18 protein-coding genes are annotated in these 22,712 nt (G+C 34.9%); 9 read left to right on the top strand and 9 right to left on the bottom strand.

Annotation, left to right across the window (positions count from 1 at the left end; translation table 11 throughout):
• Positions 1-19 precede the first annotated feature (19 nt).
• Together WHC90_RS12210 and WHC90_RS12215 are read right to left on the bottom strand one after the other, a co-directional pair.
• Positions 20-1,648, bottom strand: coding sequence for an acyl-CoA carboxylase subunit beta (locus WHC90_RS12210; protein ID WP_188599085.1), 1,629 nt, complete (start codon positions 1,646-1,648; stop codon positions 20-22).
• A 75-nt stretch (positions 1,649-1,723) separates the two neighbouring features.
• Entirely contained in the window at positions 1,724-3,208 is a 1,485-nt protein-coding gene (locus WHC90_RS12215) for a helix-turn-helix domain-containing protein (RefSeq protein ID WP_188599084.1), read from the bottom strand.
• Positions 3,209-3,336: 128 nt separating this feature from the next.
• Between WHC90_RS12215 and aceB the strand changes: the two genes are divergently transcribed.
• The 9 genes from aceB (at position 3,337) to ettA (ending at position 13,365) form a co-directional block, all read left to right on the top strand.
• A complete protein-coding gene (aceB, locus tag WHC90_RS12220) occupies positions 3,337-4,932 on the top strand; it encodes a malate synthase A (RefSeq protein ID WP_188599083.1) in 1,596 nt (531 codons plus the stop codon).
• Positions 4,933-5,017: 85 nt separating this feature from the next.
• Positions 5,018-6,295, top strand: a complete 1,278-nt coding sequence (gene aceA / locus WHC90_RS12225) for an isocitrate lyase (RefSeq protein WP_188599082.1) — start codon at positions 5,018-5,020, stop codon at positions 6,293-6,295.
• Positions 6,296-6,450: 155 nt separating this feature from the next.
• Positions 6,451-6,981: an NADPH-dependent FMN reductase gene (locus tag WHC90_RS12230; protein ID WP_188599081.1), complete on the top strand. Its 531-nt coding sequence runs from the start codon at positions 6,451-6,453 to the stop codon at positions 6,979-6,981.
• A 63-nt stretch (positions 6,982-7,044) separates the two neighbouring features.
• Positions 7,045-7,482 carry a MarR family winged helix-turn-helix transcriptional regulator gene (locus tag WHC90_RS12235; protein ID WP_188599080.1) on the top strand — a complete coding sequence of 146 codons (438 nt, stop codon included), beginning with the start codon at positions 7,045-7,047 and terminating at the stop codon, positions 7,480-7,482.
• 5 nt (positions 7,483-7,487) lie between these two features.
• Positions 7,488-8,351 (top strand): pirin family protein, encoded by an 864-nt coding sequence (locus tag WHC90_RS12240; protein WP_188599079.1) that lies wholly within the window; start codon positions 7,488-7,490, stop codon positions 8,349-8,351.
• Positions 8,352-8,366: 15 nt separating this feature from the next.
• Positions 8,367-9,083 (top strand): pirin family protein, encoded by a 717-nt coding sequence (locus WHC90_RS12245; RefSeq protein WP_188599078.1) that lies wholly within the window; start codon positions 8,367-8,369, stop codon positions 9,081-9,083.
• Between the two features lie 118 nt (positions 9,084-9,201).
• Complete coding sequence (locus tag WHC90_RS12250; protein ID WP_188599077.1) at positions 9,202-11,226, top strand: NADPH-dependent 2,4-dienoyl-CoA reductase; 2,025 nt, start codon at positions 9,202-9,204, stop codon at positions 11,224-11,226.
• 166 nt (positions 11,227-11,392) lie between these two features.
• Positions 11,393-11,575, top strand: a complete 183-nt coding sequence (locus WHC90_RS12255; RefSeq protein ID WP_188599076.1) for a CAL67264 family membrane protein — start codon at positions 11,393-11,395, stop codon at positions 11,573-11,575.
• 95 nt (positions 11,576-11,670) lie between these two features.
• On the top strand, positions 11,671-13,365 hold the full coding sequence (gene ettA, locus WHC90_RS12260; protein WP_188599075.1) for an energy-dependent translational throttle protein EttA: 1,695 nt from the start codon (positions 11,671-11,673) through the stop codon (positions 13,363-13,365).
• Between the two features lie 75 nt (positions 13,366-13,440).
• Here ettA and WHC90_RS12265 read toward each other — a convergent pair whose 3' ends face one another.
• From WHC90_RS12265 to WHC90_RS12295, 7 genes are all read right to left on the bottom strand, one after another.
• Complete coding sequence (locus tag WHC90_RS12265) at positions 13,441-14,505, bottom strand: hypothetical protein (protein WP_188599074.1); 1,065 nt, start codon at positions 14,503-14,505, stop codon at positions 13,441-13,443.
• Positions 14,502-14,750: a DUF6095 family protein gene (locus WHC90_RS12270; RefSeq protein ID WP_188599073.1), complete on the bottom strand. Its 249-nt coding sequence runs from the start codon at positions 14,748-14,750 to the stop codon at positions 14,502-14,504. Before WHC90_RS12270 ends, WHC90_RS12265 begins: the two co-directional genes overlap by 4 nt.
• Complete coding sequence (gene murQ, locus WHC90_RS12275; RefSeq protein ID WP_188599072.1) at positions 14,737-15,558, bottom strand: N-acetylmuramic acid 6-phosphate etherase; 822 nt, start codon at positions 15,556-15,558, stop codon at positions 14,737-14,739. Before murQ ends, WHC90_RS12270 begins: the two co-directional genes overlap by 14 nt.
• Before the next feature lie 81 nt (positions 15,559-15,639).
• A complete protein-coding gene (locus WHC90_RS12280; protein ID WP_188599071.1) occupies positions 15,640-17,100 on the bottom strand; it encodes a TolC family protein in 1,461 nt (486 codons plus the stop codon).
• Between the two features lie 9 nt (positions 17,101-17,109).
• Complete coding sequence (locus WHC90_RS12285; RefSeq protein ID WP_188599070.1) at positions 17,110-18,486, bottom strand: ABC transporter permease; 1,377 nt, start codon at positions 18,484-18,486, stop codon at positions 17,110-17,112.
• 2 nt (positions 18,487-18,488) lie between these two features.
• Entirely contained in the window at positions 18,489-19,742 is a 1,254-nt protein-coding gene (locus WHC90_RS12290; protein ID WP_188599069.1) for an efflux RND transporter periplasmic adaptor subunit, read from the bottom strand.
• An 80-nt stretch (positions 19,743-19,822) separates the two neighbouring features.
• Positions 19,823-22,048, bottom strand: coding sequence for an NADP-dependent isocitrate dehydrogenase (locus WHC90_RS12295; RefSeq protein WP_188599068.1), 2,226 nt, complete (start codon positions 22,046-22,048; stop codon positions 19,823-19,825).
• Positions 22,049-22,712: the final 664 nt, after the last annotated feature.

Here is a 22,712-nt window from a genome sequence, read left to right on the forward strand (position 1 = left end):
TTTATAAATATTATAAGTTTTAAACTTGTAAAACTCCCATGTTAAATTGCTTTTCAATAGGAGCGTGATTTGCGGCTTCTATCCCCATAGAAATCCATGTTCGAGTGTCTAAAGGATTGATAACTGCGTCTGTCCAAATTCTAGCAGCTGCATAATATGGCGATATTTGATGATCATATCTAGATTTGATCTTTTCAAACATTTCTGCCTCTTTTTCTGGAGTAATTACTTCTCCTTTCTTTTTTAAAGATGCGGTTTCTATTTGCAATAGTACTTTTGCAGCAGAGTTTCCACTCATTACTGCTAGCTCTGCACTTGGCCAAGCAACAATTAATCTTGGATCATAGGCTTTTCCACACATAGCGTAATTTCCTGCTCCGTAAGAATTTCCGATAACGATGGTGAATTTTGGTACCACAGAGTTGCTAACGGCATTCACCATTTTTGCTCCATCTTTAATAATACCTCCGTGTTCTGATTTGCTGCCAACCATAAAGCCGGTAACATCTTGCAAGAAAACCAAAGGAATTTTCTTTTGATTGCAATTGGCAATAAAACGAGTGGCTTTATCTGCGGAGTCATTATAGATAACTCCTCCAAACTGCATTTCTCCTTTTTTTGTTTTTACCAATTTACGTTGGTTGGCTACTATGCCTACTGCCCAGCCGTCAATTCTAGCATAGCCAGTTAGGATGGTTTTTCCGTAGCCTTCTTTATATTGTTCAAATTCAGAGTTATCAACCAGGCGCTTGATTATGTCTAGCATATCATATTGCTCGTTTCTAGCCTTTGGTAAGATTCCAAAAATATCATCAGGGTTTTCTTTAGGGGCTATTGCTGGTTTTTTACTAAACCCTGCTTTGTTGTAATCACCAATTTTATCTACGATGTTTCTAATTTTATCCAATGCGTCTTTATCATCTTTAGCCTTGTAATCTGTAACACCAGAAATTTCACAATGAGTAGTTGCCCCACCTAAAGTTTCATTATCGATGTTTTCACCTACAGCTGCTTTTACCAAATAGCTTCCAGCTAAAAAGATGCTTCCTGTTTTTTCAACTATTAGGGCTTCATCACTCATAATAGGTAAGTAAGCGCCTCCTGCTACACAGCTTCCCATAACCGCGGCAATTTGGGTAATTCCCATGCTGCTCATTATGGCATTGTTTCTAAAGATGCGACCAAAATGTTCTTTGTCTGGAAAGATTTCATCCTGTAGAGGTAGATAGACTCCAGCAGAATCTACCAAATAAATAATAGGTAGCTTATTTTCTATGGCGATCTCTTGTGCTCTAAGGTTCTTTTTTCCGGTAATTGGAAACCAAGCGCCTGCTTTTACAGTTGCATCATTGGCAACCACGATGCATTGTTTCTCTTGGATATAACCAATTTTTACAACAACACCTCCAGAAGGGCATCCTCCGTGTTCTGCATACATGTCGTCTCCTGCAAAGGCTGCGATTTCTATTGATTTAGAACCTTTGTCTAATAAATAGTCAATACGCTCTCTTGCGGTCATTTTTCCAGCAGCATGATGCTTGTCAATTCTCTTTTGACCACCACCTAGTTTTACTTTTACCAAGCGCTGTCTTAAGTCAGAAGCAAGCATTTTATTATAGTCTTCGTTTTTATTGAAGTTTAGATCCATTTAGTTGTTGGTTTAGTTTGCTAAAATAAGAAATTCATTAGAAAATAGAGAGTATATACGTGAGAGTATGGTAACTTAACTGAATTTGTTTAGGATTCCTTTTACCGTTTCCGAAATTTCTTTGTATTGAAGCTGTTTATTAAGAATAAGCGCAGGCATAATGCGTTCTTTACAATTGTTAACGGCACAAGTTTCGCAAGTGACTCCAACTATTCTTGTGGGGATATTTGGGTCTTCGCTAAATTGAATTTTCTTTTTAAGATGTGGTGATAGAAGCATGCCTATACAGGTGCTTCTGTTTTGGTCTTTTTTAAACGGGTCAGCGCCAGCGCTTGAAAGCACTAAGTAATTACTATTGGAGTTCTCGTATGATGATATTTGTAAATTAAAAGTAGTTTTTAATTTTTTTGACTTTTCTAAGTCGTTAAGTGTTTTTAGTGCAATCCAGCGTCTGCAATAATGCTCATTGTTTCTATTTCCGTGTGGATCTTGTTGTTGGGTAATATGAAGCTCTTTTTTTAGTTTAAAAAGTTCTTTTTTCTTGGTTTTGTTAAATCGTAAGAAAAACAAGTTTTTAATGTGAAAATGTTTAGGTAAGATATTGGTCAGTCTTTGATAAAATGTTTCAGGCGAGCAGTTGTATTGATTTAAGATGTTTTCAAACTCATTTGGTTGCCATGTTTGATTGTTGAAGACCTGTTTTAAATTTTTAACGATTGAGTTTTTAGGAATAATTAATGCTCCTGCAAAATATGAGGCGATAAAATTGTTTAAGACTTGGTCAAAACTTTTAAATTCTATCCAAGGGAATGTATAAAGTCTGTCTTCAATTTTAAGGTAATTGTATGCTAGTTCTTTAGCGTATATAAAAGTTTTTTGAGCTTCGCTGATGTTTTCTTTTAAAAGTAGTATGTTCTTTTTTGGTATATAGATGGTTCGAAGTTCTTCTAAGTTATTGTGGGTTGAAAATTCTGTGGTGTTAATGGTGTAATTAAATTCTTCTATTAGGATTTCTTCTAAGTCTAGAGATTTAATTTTTTGATCTAAATTGATTTGATATTCTTTTGCGAATTTTTCAACAGCTGACTCTGTTTCTTCAAAATAATTATTATGTGCTTCTTGGTAAGAACGCAAAGAAGCTAAGAAAAAACTCTCGCGGGTTAGGTTGTAGTTTTGAGCAATTTTAATAATTGTACTTATAAAAGCGTTTACTTTTGCCGGTGCATTTGCTACAATATCTATAAGGTTGTTTTCTTTTATTCCGAATAGATCTAACGGTATTTCTTTAAGGATTTTAGATTGCAAAATTTCACCAATTGGAGCGAGGTTTTTGTCTAGTTTTAAAGAGACTAAGTGGTCATAGGGTACTTCGAGCTTGTCAGAAAGTACTGCAATTTTATCTGTTTTTGGGTATTTTTTGCCTTTTTCGATTTCATTTAAATATGATTTTGATAGCCCAGTAAGCTTCGCTAATCCAAAGAGAGATAGGTTTTTATCTGTTCTTAGTTGCTTTAGTTTTAAACCAAAGATTAGCCGAATGTATTCATCTTCTATTTCCATATTCCAAAGATACTTAAAATTAGCGAATCTCTACAAAATATATATTTTTATAAATTTAGCGAACGTTCGCTTGTGGAGTTCAAAATTATTTTTTACTATTGCAACGTAGAAACTAAAATATAGATAAAATGATACAAACTTCTAAGGCAGATAAAATTCAAATAAATAATTTTGAAGCAAGTGATTATCAAACAATTTTAACAGATAGAGCTTTGCTTTTTTTAGAAAGTTTGCATTTAAAATTTAATACAAAAAGACTTGATTTATTGGAATCCAGAAAAAAACAGCAAGCTTTTTTTGATGCAGGTAATTTTCCAAGTTTCCCAAAAGAAACTCAGGATATTCGTGATGGAGATTGGACTTGTGCGCCTTTGCCTAATGATTTATTAGATAGGAGAGTAGAGATAACTGGCCCTGTAGATCGCAAGATGGTAATCAATGCTTTGAATTCTGGGGCAAAATTATTTATGGCTGATTTTGAAGACAGTACTTCGCCTACTATCCACAATATTTTAGATGGGCAAATAAACCTAAGGGATGCTGTTAATAAGACTATTTCTTTCGAAGATTCAATCAAAGGAAAACACTATCAGTTAGCCGCTAATACAGCTACGTTATTAGTTAGACCCAGAGGGTTGCATTTAGATGAAAAACACCTGTTTTTTAAAGGTGAAGCACTGTCGGGTTCTTTAGTAGATTTTGGTTTGTATTTCTTTCATAACATAAAAAAACTTCAAAGTGAGGATTCGGCAACTTATTTTTATTTGCCAAAAATTGAGCATTATTTAGAAGCTCGTTTTTGGAATGAAGTTTTTGTGTTTGCTCAAGAATATTTAAGGATTCCACAACAAACAATCAAAGCCACTGTGTTAATAGAAACCATCACTGCTAGTTTTCAGTTGGATGAAATTATATATGAATTGAAGGGGCATATGGCAGGATTGAACTGTGGAAGATGGGATTACATTTTCTCGTATATTAAAAAATTTAGAAATCACAAGAATTTTACTGTGCCAGATCGAGATCAAGTAACCATGGAAAGCCCATTTATGGAGGCGTATTCTTTACGTGTTATTCAGAAATGTCATCAAAGAGGGGTGCATGCAATTGGTGGAATGGCAGCTCAAATACCAATAAAAAATAATATGAATGCAAATAATGAAGCTTTTGCTAAAGTTGTAAAAGATAAAGAAAGAGAAGTAAAAAATGGCCATGATGGGACATGGGTTGCACATCCAGGGTTGGTAGATTTAGTAATGGAAGTCTTTGATTTAAACATGCCTACTAAAAATCAATTACATATTCGCAGAAATGATGTTTGCATCACAGAAAAGGATTTGGTTTTGGAGCCTAAAGGAACAATCACGGCTCAAGGAGTTCAGAAAAATATTAATGTAGGTATTTTATATTTAGAAAGTTGGCTTCGCGGTGTAGGAGCTGCTGCGCTTTATAATTTAATGGAGGATGCAGCTACTGCAGAAATATCGAGAACTCAAGTGTGGCATTGGTTAAAAAAAAAAGTCGTTTTAACGGATGGCCGTATTCTTACAGAAACCTTGTATCAAAGTTTTAAAGAAGAAGAATTAGAAAAAATACAAAAGCTTGTAGGTTTGGATAGATTCGTAAATGGAAAATTCAATTTAGCCATTGAACTTTTTGATCAGTTGGTGCTTGCTGATGAATTTGAAGAATTTTTAACCTTACCAGCTTATCAATATCTATAAAAAATAATCCCGAAAACTGCGGCAACAGATCCGGGATCTAATTATCAAATCATTCTATAATAACTCTAATAATCATTACAAAATTATGAAAACTGAAGCTAGAATTCAAACTTTAATTACAGATTGGGCCACTAATCCACGATGGAAAGGTATTCAAAGACCTTATACAGCAGAAGAGGTTGTTAAATTACAGGGCTCTTATCTAATAGAACACAGTATTGCTAAAATGGGGGCAGCAAAATTGTGGAAAAAATTAACCCAACAAAAATTTGTAGCTGGTCTAGGTGCATTAACTGGTAACCAAGCTATTCAAGAAGTTGAAGCGGGATTGGATGCTATTTATTTAAGCGGATGGCAAGTGGCAGCTGATGCAAATTTGGCTGGAGAAATGTACCCAGATCAATCTTTATACCCAGTAAATAGTGTTCCAATGGTTGTTCAGAGAATTAACAACGCTTTATTGCGTAGGGATCAAATTCAATGTGTCAATGCTACTGATTTAAAACTTGATTATTTGGCTCCTATTGTAGCTGATGCCGAAGCGGGTTTTGGGGGTAATTTAAATGCTTTTGAGTTAATGAAATCAATGATTGCAGCTGGTGCTTCGGGTGTTCATTTTGAAGATCAATTGAGTTCTGCTAAAAAGTGCGGGCATTTAGGTGGGAAAGTATTGGTGCCTACTCAAGAAGCAATTAATAAATTAGTAGCAGCTCGTTTGGCTGCAGATGTAATGGGGGTATCAACTTTGATTATTGCTCGTACTGATGCAGATGCTGCAAACCTCATTACAAGTAATATTGATCAAAGAGATGATGAGTTTATTACTGGGGAAAGAACTAATGAAGGTTTTTATCATGTTCGAAATGGTATAAAACAAGGGATAGCTAGAGGTTTGAGTTACGCTCCTTATGCTGATTTAATTTGGATGGAAACTTCAAATCCAGATTTGGAATATGCTAGAGAATTTGCTACTGCGATTCACGCTAAATTTCCGGATAAAATGTTAGCTTACAATTGTTCACCATCGTTTAACTGGGCTGCTAAACTTAGTGTAGCAGAAATGGAGACTTTCCGTGAAGAATTAGCTGAAATGGGTTATAAGTTTCAGTTTATAACCCTTGCTGGATTTCACGCATTGAACACAAGTATGTTTGAGCTCTCAAAAGCCTATAAAGAGAGAGGTATGGCAGGGTATTCAGAATTGCAAGAGCGTGAGTTTTCTTTGCAAAAACAGGGATTTAAAGCTGTTAAACATCAAGGCTTTGTTGGGACAACCTATTTTGATGCGGTGCAGCAAACCGTAACGGTGGGTGATACAAGTACAGCTGCAATGGCTGGTTCTACAGAAGTTGAACAATTTTAAATAGTACGACTATTTTTGTTGCTTTGTCAAAAGCTCCTCGGATTTATTGAGGGGCTTTTTACTTTCAACGGAATTATATTCCATGGAAAATAAAAATATTTTTCGTAACTTTGTTCTTTAATTAGGACTTATATTATTAATTTATATACAATTACATGAAGAAAATTATCGCTTTTGCAGGATCAAACAGCAAAGAATCAATTAATAAAAAATTAGCAGTATATGCAGCAAATAGAGTCGATCAAGTAGAAGTACAGGTGCTTGATTTAAACGATTTTCCTTTGCCTATTTACGGTATTGATGAAGAAAAAGAAAATGGAATACCTTTAAATGCGAAAGCGTTTTTAGAACATTTACACAGTGCAGATGGTATTGTTTTATCGCTGGCAGAACACAATGGTAATTTCTCTACTGCTTTTAAAAACCTCTTTGATTGGATGTCTCGAATTCAGAAAAACTTTTGGAATAAGGTTCCAATGTTGTTGTTGAGCACCTCTCCAGGAGCCAATGGGGCCAAATCAGTTTTGGGAATTGCTAAGAATGGTTTTCCACATATGGGAGGCAACATTGTTGCTGATTTTTCTTTGCCAACGTTTAATAACAATTTTTTAGAAGATCAGTTGGTGGATGCTTCTTTGCAAGAACAGTTAGATGCAGCGCTTTTAGAGTTTAAAAAGCACCTTTAAAAATAACAGTATGCCGCTTTGTAACGATAATCATAAAAATACAATCTTCATAGGATAAAAGACATGGGAGATATTTCTAAAGATATACAATCAACGTTTAAGAACAATAAAATCAAAGCGTTTATCAATCTCAAGTATACAACGCACTGGTTAATGAGCAAGGAGAATGAATTTTTTAAACCCTATGGCATATCGCCACAACAATATAATATTTTAAGAATTCTACGAGGAGCAGCCAATGAAATTAAAGTGCAAACCGTAAAAGAACGAATGATAGAACGGGCTCCAAATGCCACCAGATTGATGGATAAATTATGTGACAAAAATTTGATCGAGCGTTTTCGATGTGAGGAAGATAGAAGGGTAGTCTTTGTAAAAATATCGAAAGTCGGAACTGGACTCTTAAAAGATATAGATGCTAGTTTAAAAATGGATTTTTTAGACAAGCTTTCTGATTCTGAAGCCTTAACCCTAAGTAATTTATTAGATAAAATTAGGTAATCATCATGCTTAAAAAAATTACATACACAGCTCAAAGTCCTTTGGTTTCTATGGGACCTCTTAGGTTAAGACAGCCTATTCCAAATCAAGAAATGGAACAAATAGACCCATTTTTGCTACTACATCACTATGGCCCATATGTCATTAGTGAATTTAACAATCCTTTTGATCTTGGACCGCACCCACATCGAGGTTTTGAACCGATTACACTTTTATTTAAAGGAGAGCAATTACACAGAGATTCTTTAGGGAATGAGATGATCGTAAAAGCTGGAGATGTACAATGGACAACAGCGGGTAGAGGGATCATCCATGCAGAGGCACCTACCAAAGAATTTGTAAAACGAGGAGGAGAGTTAGAAGGAATCCAATTGTGGCTAAATTTACCTGCAAAAAATAAAATGATTCCCGCTACTTACCAGCATTTAAGCAGTGAGCAAATTCCTGAATTAATCTCATCAGATACTAAAATATCTATAAAAGTAGTTGCAGGAACTTTAGAGGACAAAACAGGTTTGATTAGAACTCAAACAGCGGTAAATGTTTTTACAGGAGCAGCACAAGAGCAAGGAGAAATCAGTATTCCTATTCCTAATAAACACAATAGTCTTTTGTATTTGTTAGAAGGTGAGTTGCTTATTAATGAATTAACCACTGTAGCTAAAGGCGCAACACAATTGGTTTCTTTTGGTTTAGAAGGAGATACTTTTAGAATTAGAGCACTTAAAAAGAGTACTTTTTTAATTTTATCTGGAGTACCGATAGAAGAAAAAGTAACTTCTTGGGGGCCTTATGTAATGAATACTCAAACAGAAATAATGGAAGCCTTGAGAGATTTTCAGCAAGGAAAAATGGGATACCTATATTAATTAACAATACAAGAGATGAACACAACACTTCACAAAGCAAATACCAGAGGTCAAGTAAACCTTGGATGGCTTCAATCGCAGCACAGTTTTAGTTTTGGTCATTACCACAATCCAGAGCGTATGAATTTTGGTTTGCTAAGAGTTTTAAACGATGATATTGTTCAGCCAAAGATGGGTTTTGGAACACATCCACATAAAAACATGGAAATTATATCTATTCCTTTAAGTGGCGCATTGTCTCATAAGGATAGTATGGGTAACAAAAAGGCAATAGAAGTTGGTGAGGTGCAAGTCATGTCTGCGGGTAGTGGTATTACACATTCAGAGTTTAATGATAGTATAGATACAGAAACTAATTTTTTACAACTGTGGATTCTTCCAGAAATACTAGAAATTAGTCCTGTTTATGATCAAAAAACCTTTGAAGTGCAGAGTAGAAAAAACAACTTTCAAGTGCTGGTTTCTCCGGTAGATAAAGCTGTAAAAGGTTCCTTAACCATCAATCAGCAGGCTTATATTAGTATTGCTGAGATGGATGAAAATACACAACTAGACTATTTGATAAAAGATCAAAATGGCGTCTATGTTTTTTTAATAGAAGGGAATATAACAGTTGCAGAAACCCAATTAGAATCAAGGGATGCTCTTGGTGTTTGGGAAACAAAAGACCTAGAGTTTCAAGCGAATACTAAGAGTACTGTTTTGGTAATTGACGTTCCTATGGGGTTGTAAGTCTTTTTTGTTTTTAATTTTAGTTTCCCTTATAATTAAGCTGTATTTGGTTATCTTTTAAAAAAAAGTAACTATCTTGCATATACTATGCGTGCATAATAATTTAAGTGAATTTAAAATGAAATACAAACACCTTTTTGAACCCTTAGATTTAGGATTTACCACATTAAAAAATAGAATTCTTATGGGTTCTATGCATACCGGTCTTGAAGAAGAGAAAAATGGATTTGATAAAATTGCAGCCTATTATGCAGAAAGGGCAAAAGGCGGTGTAGGCTTAATTGTTACTGGTGGAATTTCTCCAAATATTCAAGGTTGGACAGGTCCTTTTTCGGCAAGAATGAGTACTAAAAAGCACGCTAAGAAGCATCAAAAAATTACTCAAGCAGTACACAAAGAAGGTGGTAAGATTTGTATGCAAATTTTACATTCTGGACGTTATGGTTACCATCCATTTACGGTTGCACCCTCAAAAATAAAAGCACCTATCAATCCATTTAAGCCTTTTAAATTAACTCAGTTTGGTATTAAAAGAACCTTGCGTGATTTTGTAAATTGTGCAAAGATGTCAAAATTGGCAGGTTATGATGGGATAGAAATCATGGGCTCAGAAGGTTATTTGATCAATCAGTTTATTGTGACACGCACCAATAAAAGAACCGATTCTTGGGGAGGAACTTACCAAAATAGAATGCGCTTGCCTATCGCTATCGTTCAGCAAATACGAGAAGCTGTAGGCCCAGACTTTATTATTATTTACCGTTTGTCTATGTTAGATTTGGTAGAAAATGGAAGCTCATGGCAAGAAGTTGTTCAGTTAGGTAAAGAAATAGAGAAAGCTGGAGCTACTTTAATAAATACAGGTATCGGTTGGCATGAAGCTAGGATTCCTACCATCGCAACATCGGTTCCTAGAGCAGCATTTACTTGGGTAACCAAAAAAATGAAAGAAGAGTTAAGTATCCCTTTAATTACTTCTAATAGAATCAATATGCCAGAGACTGCAGAAAATGTCTTAGCAGAAGGAGATGCCGATATGATTTCTATGGCAAGACCTTTTTTAGCAGATCCAATGTGGGTACAAAAGGCTCAGGATAATAAAGCCGATGAAATAAATACTTGTATTGCTTGTAATCAAGCCTGTTTAGATCATGTGTTTAAGCAGCAGGTAGCAAGTTGCTTGGTAAACCCGAGGGCTTGTCATGAAACAGAACTGCAATATTTACCTACAGAAAAGCCTAAAAAAATTGCTGTGATTGGTGCTGGGCCAGCTGGACTGTCTGCGGCAACCATAGCTGCTCAAAGAGGGCATGCGGTTAGTTTGTTTGATGCCGATTCTAAAATTGGAGGTCAGTTTAATATGGCAAAACAGATTCCTGGTAAGGAAGAGTTCTATGAAACCATACGCTATTTTAACAAGCAAATAGAATTGCACGGAGTTCAGATGCATTTAAATACAAAGGTGACTGTAGATACCTTGCTTGCTGCTGATTTTGATGAGATTGTTTTAGCTACAGGAATTAAGCCAAGAATGCCTGGTATAGATGGGATTACACATAAAAAAGTATTGAATTATATTGATGTATTAAAACATCACAAACCCGTAGGCAAACGCGTTGCAGTGATTGGTGCTGGTGGAATTGGTTTTGATATTTGTGAGTATTTAGCACATGAAGGTGAAAGCACTTCATTAAATATTGATGCCTGGTTAAAAGAATGGGGTATCGATAAAACTTTACAAGCCCGCAGTGGTACAGAAGGTGTTTTAGAAGAGGTTGCAGAATCACCAAGAGAGATTTATATGTTTAAACGCAGTAAAGGAAAATTTGGTAAGAATTTAGGGAAAACTACAGGTTGGATTCACAGAGCTACTTTAAAAAAGAAAAAAGTTCACTTTGTTGGTGAAGTTAATTATACAAAAATTGATGATATAGGGCTGCATTATACGCAGGGAGAAGAAAACAAGGTTTTAGCAGTAGATACTATCGTAGTTTGTGCTGGTCAGCAACCCTTTAAAGACTTGTATCAACCTCTTATAGATCAAGGCAAGTTAGTCCATGTAATTGGTGGTGCTGATGTGGCGTCAGAGTTGGATGCCAAACGAGCAATCAATCAAGGAGCTAGGCTTGCGGCAAGCTTATAAACAAAACTTCATAGTCTCATTTATTATTCAGTAAATAATTACGATATTTGTCTTTCAACTTGCGCAAGGGATAACAGCGACATCCTTTTTTTACGAGCTTTTTGCGAGTAGAAAAAGATATAGCGAATAGCCCGACCTTTAGGGTGCGCCAAAAAAACAAATTATTATGTCAATGAATAAAAATACAGTACTTGCTTGGGCAACTTTTATAATGATCTTAGTTGGATTGGGTTTAATCGCTTTAGGAGCTTTTAGATACGATGATATTGCCGGCTGGGGATTTGCTGCAGTGGGTGTTGGCTTTTTTGCTATTGCCTGGGTATTTAACGCATTGCGCGGGAGGGTTTAATCAATTATCAATTAGTGTTGATCGCTTCTTTAAAATAGGTTGCTGAGCTAAAAGTCTATTATTCTAGTCAAAAATTAAAATTCAAAAAACATACTATGTCTGACGATAAGAAAGTCATTTTTTCAATGAATAAGGTTTCAAAAACCTATCAAAGTACAAACAAACAAGTTTTAAAAGATATTTATTTAAGTTTCTTTTATGGAGCTAAAATTGGGATTTTAGGACTCAATGGTTCTGGAAAATCAACCTTGTTAAAAATTATTGCTGGTGTAGAAAAAAATTACCAAGGTGATGTTACTTTTTCGCCGGGTTATAATGTTGGGTACTTAGAGCAAGAACCTCAGTTAGATCCTACTAAAACTGTTTTAGAAGTTGTAAAAGAGGGAGTAGCAGAAACAGTTGCTATTTTGGATGAGTACAATAAAATAAACGATATGTTTGGTTTGGAAGAGGTCTATTCTGATGCCGATAAAATGGACAAATTGATGGCGCAGCAGGCAGAGCTTCAAGATAAAATTGATGCCTCAAATGCTTGGGAGTTAGATACCAAATTAGAGATTGCAATGGATGCATTGCGTACTCCAGATCCTGATAAATTAATTGGAGTTTTATCTGGAGGAGAGCGCAGAAGAGTTGCTTTGTGTCGTTTGTTATTGCAAGAGCCAGAAATTTTATTATTGGATGAGCCTACCAACCACTTGGATGCAGAATCTGTACATTGGTTAGAGCATCATTTGGCACAATACAAAGGGACCGTAATTGCTGTAACGCACGATAGATATTTCTTAGACAATGTTGCTGGATGGATTTTAGAATTGGATCGTGGAGAGGGAATTCCTTGGAAAGGAAATTACTCTTCTTGGTTGGATCAAAAGTCTCAGCGTATGGCGCAAGAAAGCAAGACAGCATCTAAGCGTCAAAAAACCTTAGAACGAGAGCTTGATTGGGTTCGACAAGGAGCTAAAGGCCGTCAAACCAAACAGAAAGCGCGTTTAAAGAATTACGACAAGTTGATGAGTCAAGATCAAAAGCAATTGGATGAAAAATTAGAGATTTACATTCCTAATGGGCCTAGACTTGGAACCAATGTTATTGAAGCCATTGGAGTATCTAAGGCTTATGATGATAAACTACTCTATGAAAACTTAAACTTTAATTTGCCACAGGCAGGAATCGTAGGAATTATTGGGCCTAATGGTGCCGGTAAGACGACTATTTTTAGAATGATCATGGGTGAAGAAACTCCAGATAAGGGAAGTTTTAAAATCGGTGAAACTGCAAAAATTGCTTATGTAGATCAAAGTCACTCTAATATTGATTTAGATAAAACGATTTGGGAAAACTTTGCTGATGGGCAAGAGTTGGTTATGATGGGTGGTAGACAGGTAAATTCTAGAGCTTATTTAAGTCGATTTAATTTTGCAGGAAGTGAACAAAATAAAAAAGTGTCTGCACTTTCTGGAGGTGAGCGAAACCGCTTGCATTTGGCCATGACTTTAAAAGAAGAAGGGAACGTATTATTACTGGATGAGCCAACAAATGATTTGGATGTAAACACATTGAGAGCACTTGAAGAAGGACTTGAAAACTTTGCGGGTTGTGCTGTGATTATTTCTCACGACCGTTGGTTCTTAGACAGAGTTTGTACACATATATTAGCCTTTGAAGGAGATAGTCAAGTATATTTCTTTGAGGGAAGTTTTTCTGATTATGAAGAGAATAAGAAAAAACGTTTGGGTGGTGATTTAATGCCGAAACGAATTAAATACAAAAAACTAATTAGAGATTAGTAAGCAAAAAAAACACCGCTCTTGGCGGTGTTTTTTTTAGTTCTTTTTTTAAAAGATTGTATAAGTTTTTAACGACTAACTGTAGGGTGTAAATTGATGTAGTTTAGCCAAGCTTTTGGTGTAGATAATCAAAGCTCTAACATCTTTTAATAAACCAGTAACAGATCTATAAGGTACTTTTTTTACATCGTGATTGTATCGAGCAATTAAGTACAATTGCTTCCAATGTTTTCGCATTTCTTTAAGGGCTTTAAAATAGGTATAGCTGTTTGCATCATACATATGAGTAGGCTCTGCTAAAATACCATTGAGTTCTAAAACTTTAAACTGCCCTTGTTCTAAGGCTTCAATACTGCTGTATTTAATGTCTAAACGACCGTAGTACCAACCTTTTATTTGCTTGTTTAGTTGGGTGAAAATAAGTTCTAACTTGTTGTTTATTAGATGGTTTCCGTTTATAAATTGAGTGCCTTTTGAATGGTTCCCTATTTCTGTTAGCTGTAGTTTTTCTCCAATTTCTAAGATGGTATCAAAAGCAATCTCATTGTTTTTAGTAAGGAGATCCAAATAGACCTGTGCTCTTGGATGTTGTTCTATAAGCTCTAAAACACTGTGTTGACCATCTCCTACAACAGTTAAAAAATCTTTGAGAGTTATAGAGCTAATGGTGCCTTGATGAGTACCTGGAAAACGATGGTAAAAAATACCACATTCATGAGGTTCCGTTAAAAATTCTTGAATGAGGATGTTAATCGGGTATTTGTTTAAATAGTCTATGAGCGCTGTTTCTGAATTTATCTTTTGAACCAACATACCCCTAAAACCAATATCGGGTTTGGCAATCATAGGAAATGTGATCTTCTTTTCTTTAAGCTTAGTTAGGGTTTCGTTGATTGTGTTCTCAGGGGTATGAAGCACCGTACTGGGTAACAAATGAGCCGGAATCAATTTTTGGGTTTCGTATTTAGACTCGGTGCCTATTCCAGAGTTGGCAATACTTGGATTAACAGCGGTGTAAAAAACTAGATTCCTAGCCTTAATCGCGTGGTAAAAGGCAAAGGGAATATTGGGTATATAAAACATATACGAAGGCCAGTACTCCCACTGGGTTAATTTTTTTATGCGCTGTTTTTTTCTCAAGATTCTTTTGAGTTAAAGAGTGCATCTAAAAGGGTTCTGATCGTTTTAAAAGCCAGAACCATGGTGATTACTACCATAATTGCAGCGGCTGATAACAGTAAGTACGCAGTCCATTGTTCTTCTTGGTCAGAAATATTTAGGGCTTTAAAGGCCACAGTTATTAATATCGGAGTACTAATAAGTAAAAACAATAATAGGGTAGCTTGCTTAATCCCTTTGCTTAGCAATTGGTTATTGATGCTCATGACGATATTTTTTAATTGCGGTTCTTACATTGCCGTTTTTTTCTAATAAGCTAGCAGCATTATCTTGACTGATGTTCAGTTCTTTCATAAGCATATTAATCCCTCTTTGGACTAATTTGTGATTAGATAATTGCATGTCAACCATCTTATTTCCTTTGATTTTTCCTAAGAGAATCATTACAGAAGTAGAGATTAGGTTGAGGACCATTTTTTGAGCAGTTCCAGCTTTCATGCGTGAGCTACCCGTTACAAATTCTGGACCGACAACAACCTCTATTGGGTAGGTTGCAACCTGTGCCAAAGGACTTCCAAGGTTGCAGGTTATGCAGCCTGTTTGTATGTCTCTTTCATTGCAAGCTTTAAGAGCTGCAATTACATAGGGTGTTGTTCCTGATGCGGCAATACCAACGACTACATCTTTATCTGTTATTTGTTTTTCTTGTAAATCTTCCCATCCTTGCTGCTTAGAATCTTCAGCAAATTCTACGGCATTTCTAATGGCTGTATCTCCACCGGCTATTAAGCCAATAACCACTTGGTCTGAAACACCAAAGGTTGGCGGGCATTCTGAAGCATCTAAAATACCCAAACGACCACTTGTGCCAGCTCCCATATAAAATAGTCTCCCACCTGCTTTGAGTTTTTCGGCTATAAGCACCACTAGTTTTTCAATTTGAGGTAGGGCTTTTTCGACTGCAAAAGCAACTTTTTTATCTTCTTGATTAATATTGCGTATCAACTCAGCAGCAGAAAGCTGCTCTAAATTGTCATAGTTTGAGTCTTGCTCTGTGGTTTTGGTAAAAGGCATTGCTAAAAATACAAATAAATTTGACGTAGTAGAATACTAATGCGCGTAAAAGTACTACTTCGTATTCTTAATTAAAAGCTTTTAGTCATAAGTTAAATCAGCAGTTTCGATTTTTTTGTTTTTTAAAAAATCATATAATGTCAATCGTCTTAAGGTGTAGTAGTCTGTCCAGAATTTCTGTAAAGAGTTTAAATAGGTTACTACTGCACCATCTTTTTCTTGCTGAGCAATGTTTAAATCTGTGATAGTGATTTTGCCTAAAATGTATCTTTTTTTTGTGATTTCATATCTTTTGATTGCAATTTCCTGAGCTTTTTCGGATGTGTCTAAAAAATTTCTTTGATTTGACCAATTTAAGGTGTGCAGGTATATTTCTTGTTCAAAAGCTTGTTCTTGTTGTTCCATATTGGTGTCTACCAAGTCTAAATTAGCTTCTGCCATTTTTCTTTTAGATTTGGAGACTCCCCAATCAAATAGAGGTATTCCTAAGGTTACTGTTATGCTTTGTTGTTTGTTGTAATTCTGAAAAAGGTCTTGAAGAATCGGTCCTTGTTGGGAGACTCCAAAATTTGCATTGACATTTAATTCTAAACGGTTGCTTCCTTTAACTCTTGCCAACTCCTTTTCGGCTTCTATACGTTTACGTCTAAATTCGATAACTGATTTTCTGTTCGATTGCGCCTCTAGTATTGCCTTTTGAACATCTACGTTAAATAAGGGTAATTTATTAGGTATGTCTAACTCTAAATTTTCCGTTGATAATTGTAGGTATCTAGAAAAATTCTGAACTGCTCTTTTTAGGGTGATCTTTGAGGTGGTTAAGCTATTTCTAGAGTTTAAAACTGCCAATTCCATTTGTAATAATTCGTTTTCTGCAATATTCCCCATTTTGTATCGGCCTTTAGCAATTTGAAACAAGGTGTCTTGATTGGATAAGTTTTTTTCGGCAATTTTTAATTGCATTTGAGATTTTAATAAGGTAAAGTACATTTGAGAAGTGGTCAAAGAAATCTGCTCCATACTTTCTATAAAATCTTTTTTGGCTTCTTCTTGCAATAAAGGTTCAATTTTTTGATCCCATTTAAAAGGATTGTAAAAAATTGAGTTTTGATAATAGTTAAGAGAAAAAGGCACAACTGAATACCGGGTATCTTTGGCAGTTCCAAAAATATCGACCCTTTCTAAAGATGAGCTAATAGATAAAGACCCTCCTGTATATGGCACATTTTGGCTAATAGATAGTTGTGTGTCAAACAAGGCTTGATTTTGATTTACAAAAATATCCTGCCCTTGATCGTTTGTAATTCTAGCCGTTGAATTTGAATAAGAAGGTAGGGTTGCTGACAGTCTTACCTGTGGTAGAAAACTTGCTTTGTAATTTTTAAATCGCCAATAACTTGCTTGGTTTTTATTGATGTTTGCTTTGTAATCTGGTGATTTTTTTTGTGCTATTTCTATCGCTTCCGTTAAAGATATTTTAGTGCTTTGACCAAATGCTGTAACAGAAAAGAAAAATAATGAAATTATAAATAGATGTTTCATATGCGTGTTTTATTCATATCTAATTGCTTCTATAGGACTCTTCTTAGCAGCAGCTCTTGCAGGGGCGATACCAAATATCAACCCGATTAATGTAGCTACCACAAAAGAAAGCAGTATAGAGTTTAGGGATAATACTGTTTCAATACCGGTTGCAGCTTCTACCATATAGGATGAAATGATTCCTAAAAAAATTCCTATAATCCCACCACCGATACTTATCAATACAGATTCTGATAAGAATTGTAAAATAACATCTTCTTGGGTTGCACCAATGGCTCTAATGATTCCTATTTCTTTTGTCCGTTCTAACACAGAGGCCAACATAATATTCATAATTCCAATACCGCCAATTAGCAAAGAGATCCCCGCAATAATACTCAATACGATATTAAAAATCTGCTTGGTTTTTTGTTGCTGCTTTAAAAGTTGGATTGGGATAGAAATTTCAAAATCTAACACATTGTTGTGATTTCTCTTTAGCATTCTAGAAAGAATGTCTGCGGTAGACTTAAGTTGATCAGAATTCTCAACTTGAACCGTTAATTTGTCTATTTGATGATAGTTGCCCCGAGGTACCCTTTTTTTAGGACCATTACTACCACCAGAACTTACCATAATGATTCCACCACCACTAAAATCAATTGGTTTGTCACTGATAATTTTACGATCCTTATATCGAACTAAAAAAGTTTTTACAGGAATATATACATCTTGATTTAAATCTCTGATTCCTAAGTTTTCCTGTGCTTTATCAGAAATCAACTTTTCTTCTATGACACCGATAACTTCTAGCCATACATCTTTAACTTTTATGTTTTTTCCGATTGCGCTTTCTCCAGTAAATAATTTTTTTTCAATTTTTTTGCCAATAATACAAACAGGAAGTGCATTTTTTAATTGGTAATCAGTAAAGTTTTTACCCGTTTCAATAGTAATGTTAGATGTGCTAAAATATGACTCGTTAATCCCTATCAGCTTCACTGAGTTTTGAAATCCATTGTTAGTTACATAGGTGTCTAAAATGATTTCAGGACTAACCTGATTTACGGAAGGAATGTGTTTCTTTATGTTTTCGACGTCTAATAAATCTAAGCCTTTGGTAAATCGTTTGCTTGTATTAGCAGATGTGCTTGATTCACCTTCTTCATTGTCTTCCTTTTCGTCCGGGATGGGTGTTATAACAATATTGTTAACGCCAACAAGCTCTAATTGCGCTAAAATTTCTTTTTCAGCACCTTTTCCAATGGCCAACATTGTGATGACAGCTGCAACTCCAAAAATAATACCTAGTGATGTTAAAAAAGTTCTTACTTTGTTTGTCGTAATCACTCTAAGAGCTTCACTAAAATTAGATTTTAATTTTTCAACAAGTATAGCATCTATCATTTTTAATTTTTTAATAGTGTAATACTTTTATCTTCATAACCTTTGGGTTTGTTTAAATAGACCACTTCATTTTCGTTTAGTCCATCTTTAATAATTATAAGATTGTTGTTTGATTTTCCTAAGAGCACTTGTTTTTTGAGTACAGAGAAACCAGATTTTACATAGGTATAGCTGATGCTATCTTTTGAGAAAATTGCTTCTATTGGAACCATCAAAACATTTGATTCTTTATCAGTAAGTATCCTGTTTGATGTTGTCATTCCGGGTCTTACATTTTTATCCTCGGTTAATAGTTTTATGATAATTTGAAAAACTTTGATATCAGAACCTCTCTTTGTTTCACCAACATTAGCAACATCGATTACTTCTCCTTTTAAAGTAATGTCTGGAAAAGCATCAAAACCAACATCCACAGTAAGTCCTTTTTTTAATTTTCTAATATCTACTTCGTTTGCAAATGTTTTGGATTGCATTTTAGATAAATCAGGTAAACTAGCAATAGAAGGGTCCCAAGGATTGATAGAAGATCCAACCTGTTTCTTACTGCCGTCCCACTCCCTAATATAGGTAATCATTCCACTGTCTGTAGAGTAGATGATAAACTGTTTTTGTAGATCAATCAAGGCGTCTAACTTTGATTTTATTTTAGAAACCTCAGTGCCAACTTCAACCATTTTAGCCTCTGCCTGCATTTTTTTGATTGAATAATTCTCCTTTTTAGTGTTTAAATCTCTGTTGGCTTTTTCTATTTGAATTTCAAGTTTTCTTATACTAGCAGGAGGTTCGTAGGTAGATTGCTTTAAGTTTATTTTAGATTCTTCGATGGTGAAAAGCAAATCTTTTATTCCGTTTCTTTCTTGCTTTAAGCTAAGCGTGGTGTCTAACTTTTGTTGAATATATTTTGATTGAGCATTTTCTAAATTTAGTTTAGCATCAATGATTTTTTCATTCACTTCTGACTGATCTAACCGGCCAATATAGTCGCCTTCTTTGACTACGCTTCCTTCTGGGACCAAATCTTGAATTTTAATTTCTCTTATATTGTGCTTTTGAAGATTCGCAGGTGAGGGAAATTGAATCTTTTTTGAACTCGATGATAGTGCTTCTCCAGAAGTAATAACTTCATTGATGAAATCTCCTTTTGCTACTTTAATTGTGATTGGAGCATTGACATCTTCTTTTTTATTGTAAAGAAAATAAACAGCGAGTACTGAGACAATGATAACACTACCTATAATTAATTTTTTTCTTGACATCCAGTAATTTTTGTTGAATGTAAACACAAAAAGCATGCCTTAGGCATGCTTTCGTGTTAAAAAATGTTAATCGTTAGAGTTTATAATACTTCTAGAAGACTATTTAAAGTTTTACTTGGACGCATAGCATTTGTCGTCAAAAGTGTGTCTGATTTGTAATATCCGCCAATGTTTACAGGGCTTCCTTGTACTTCATTCAGTTCTTTGACAATGGTAGCTTCATTTTCTCTTAGTGCTGTAGCTAATTTTGCAAAACGGTTTTGAAGTGCTGCATTTTTTGTTTGACTAGCTAAAGCTTCTGCCCAATAAAGAGCCAAATAATAATGACTTCCTCTGTTGTCTAGTTCTCCAACTTTACGAGATGGAGACTTTTTATTGTCTAAGAATTTATCTGTTGCATCGTCTAAAGTTTCTGCCAATACCAAAGCTTCTTCATTGTTGTTGTTTTCTCCCAAATGCTCTAAAGAAACAGTTAAGGCTAAAAATTCACCCAATGAATCCCAACGTAGGTGGTTTTCTTCTAAAAACTGTTGTACGTGCTTAGGGGCAGATCCTCCAGCTCCTGTTTCAAACAAGCCTCCTCCGTTCATCAATGGAACGATAGATAACATTTTTGCAGAGGTTCCCAATTCTAAAATAGGGAAGAGGTCAGTTAGGTAATCTCTAAGTACATTACCAGAAACAGAAATAGTTTCTTTTCCGTCTTTAACTCTTTGTAAAGTATATAGTGTTGCTTCTTTTGGAGCTAAAATTTGAATATCAAGTCCTGTAGTGTCATAATTAGGTAAGTATTTTTCTACTTTTTTAATTATTTCTGCATCATGAGCTCTGTTTTTGTCCAGCCAAAAAACGGTAGGGCTTTGTGTTGCTTTTGCTCTGTTTACTGCAAGTTTAATCCAGTCTTGTATTGGAGCGTCTTTTGCTTGACACATTCTCCAAATATCTCCGGCTTCTACTTTGTGTTCTAATAAAGTTACTCCTTTTGAATTAATTACGCGAACAACACCAGCTGCTTTAATTTCAAAAGTTTTATCATGAGACCCATATTCTTCTGCTTTTTGAGCCATCAAACCAACATTGGGAACTGTACCCATAGTAGTTGGATCAAAAGCACCGTTTTCTTTACAAAACTCAATCGTGGCTTCATATATTCCTGCATAAGAACTGTCTGGAATAACTGCTTTGGTGTCTTGAGGTTTCCCTTCTTTGTTCCACATTTGTCCAGACGTTCTAATCATTGCTGGCATCGAAGCATCAATAATTACATCACTAGGAACATGTAAATTTGTAATTCCTTTATCAGAGTCTACCATTGCAATAGCAGGTCTGTTATCGAAAGCTGAAGCGATGTCTGTTTCAATTTCTTTTTGTTTTGCAGTTGGCAATTCTGCTAACTTGCTTAATAAGTTTCCAAAACCATTATTTACATCTACACCAAGTTCTTTAAAGGTCTCACCGTGTTTGTTAAAAAGATCTTTAAAAAATACACGAACAGCATGACCAAAAATAATTGGGTCAGAAACCTTCATCATGGTTGCTTTCATATGTAGAGAAAACAAAACACCTTTGCTTTTTGCGTCCGCAATTTCTGTTTCTAAAAAAGCTAATAGCGCTTTTTTACTCATTACTGTAGCGTCAATAATTTCTCCTGCCAATAAAGGAAGCTCTCTTTTTAATACCTGACTATTGTTGTTCTCACCTATAAACTGTATAGAAACAGTATCAGCAGTGTCTAGCGTTAAAGATTTTTCATTTGAATAAAAGTCTCCGCTACTCATAGTTGCTACATGAGTTTTAGAATCAGAACTCCAAGCACCCATTGAGTGTGGGTTTTTACGAGCGTAATTTTTTACGGCTTTTGGAGCTCTTCTGTCTGAATTTCCTTCTCTTAAGACAGGGTTAACAGCAGATCCTTTTACTTTGTTGTAGCAAGCCAATACTTTTTGATCTTCAGTAGTGTTTGCTTCTTCTGGGTAATCAGGGATAGGATACCCTAAGTCTTGTAATTCTTTAATAGCAGCCTTTAATTGAGGTACAGAAGCGCTGATATTTGGTAGTTTGATAATATTTGCCTCTGGTTTTGTAGCTAAAATTCCAAGTTCTGCTAAGGCATCAGGAACCTGCATTTCTGAAGGAAGGTATTCTGATAAGTTTGCAAGTATTCTTGCAGCCAAAGAGATGTCTTTGCTAATGATTTCAATTCCAGAAGCTTTTGTAAATGCTTCTACAATTGGTAAAAATGAATAGGTTGCCAAAGCTGGTGCTTCATCAGTCTTTGTGTATACAATTTTAGCTTTTGTACTCATGTTTGTAAAGGTGTTATTTTATGTTGTAAACCCAGAAAATGGGGTAGTGTGTTTTGTTTAAATAAGTGCAACAAATTTACGAATTAAAGCTGAGAAATAAGTTGTGAAATTGCAAATAATGCAGTAGTTTTTTTGAGAATCTGATATTTATGGAAGGGGTAAGTTGCTTAATTTTATAAAATAATAAAAGCCATATCAAACAATTGCTTGTATCGATATGGCTTCTTTGAAATGATTATTGCCGCCTTGTAGTTATCATCTAACTACAGTTTACAAGTAAAAATTTGAAACAAATTTCTATGCCTTAGTAAAACGATAATAAATCATTTCTAATTATGAATTGCCCAGCAAACAGACACTTTTGTATACGTTTGATGTGAATGGCAACTCGAATGTGTTTTCTGGGTGATCAAAAACTTTTAATTCATTTGTCATGAACATTGCTGTCAAATCAAATGTCACTCAAAAAACAGATATAAAGAACGTTCTTTTAATTAAGTGATTAGTCTGTTAGAGTTATGCCTTTGAAGAGCTTGTTCTATAAGTTAACTAATACACTTTCTCAAATATAAGAGTTGATTATTGAAAATAAAATATTTTAACAAATTAGTAATCAACAAGATATGAACTGTGCTTGTAAACATTTGTTCATAAAAAAAAGCGC

This window comes from Polaribacter pacificus (assembly GCF_038024035.1).
GTDB lineage: Bacteria > Bacteroidota > Bacteroidia > Flavobacteriales > Flavobacteriaceae > Polaribacter > Polaribacter pacificus.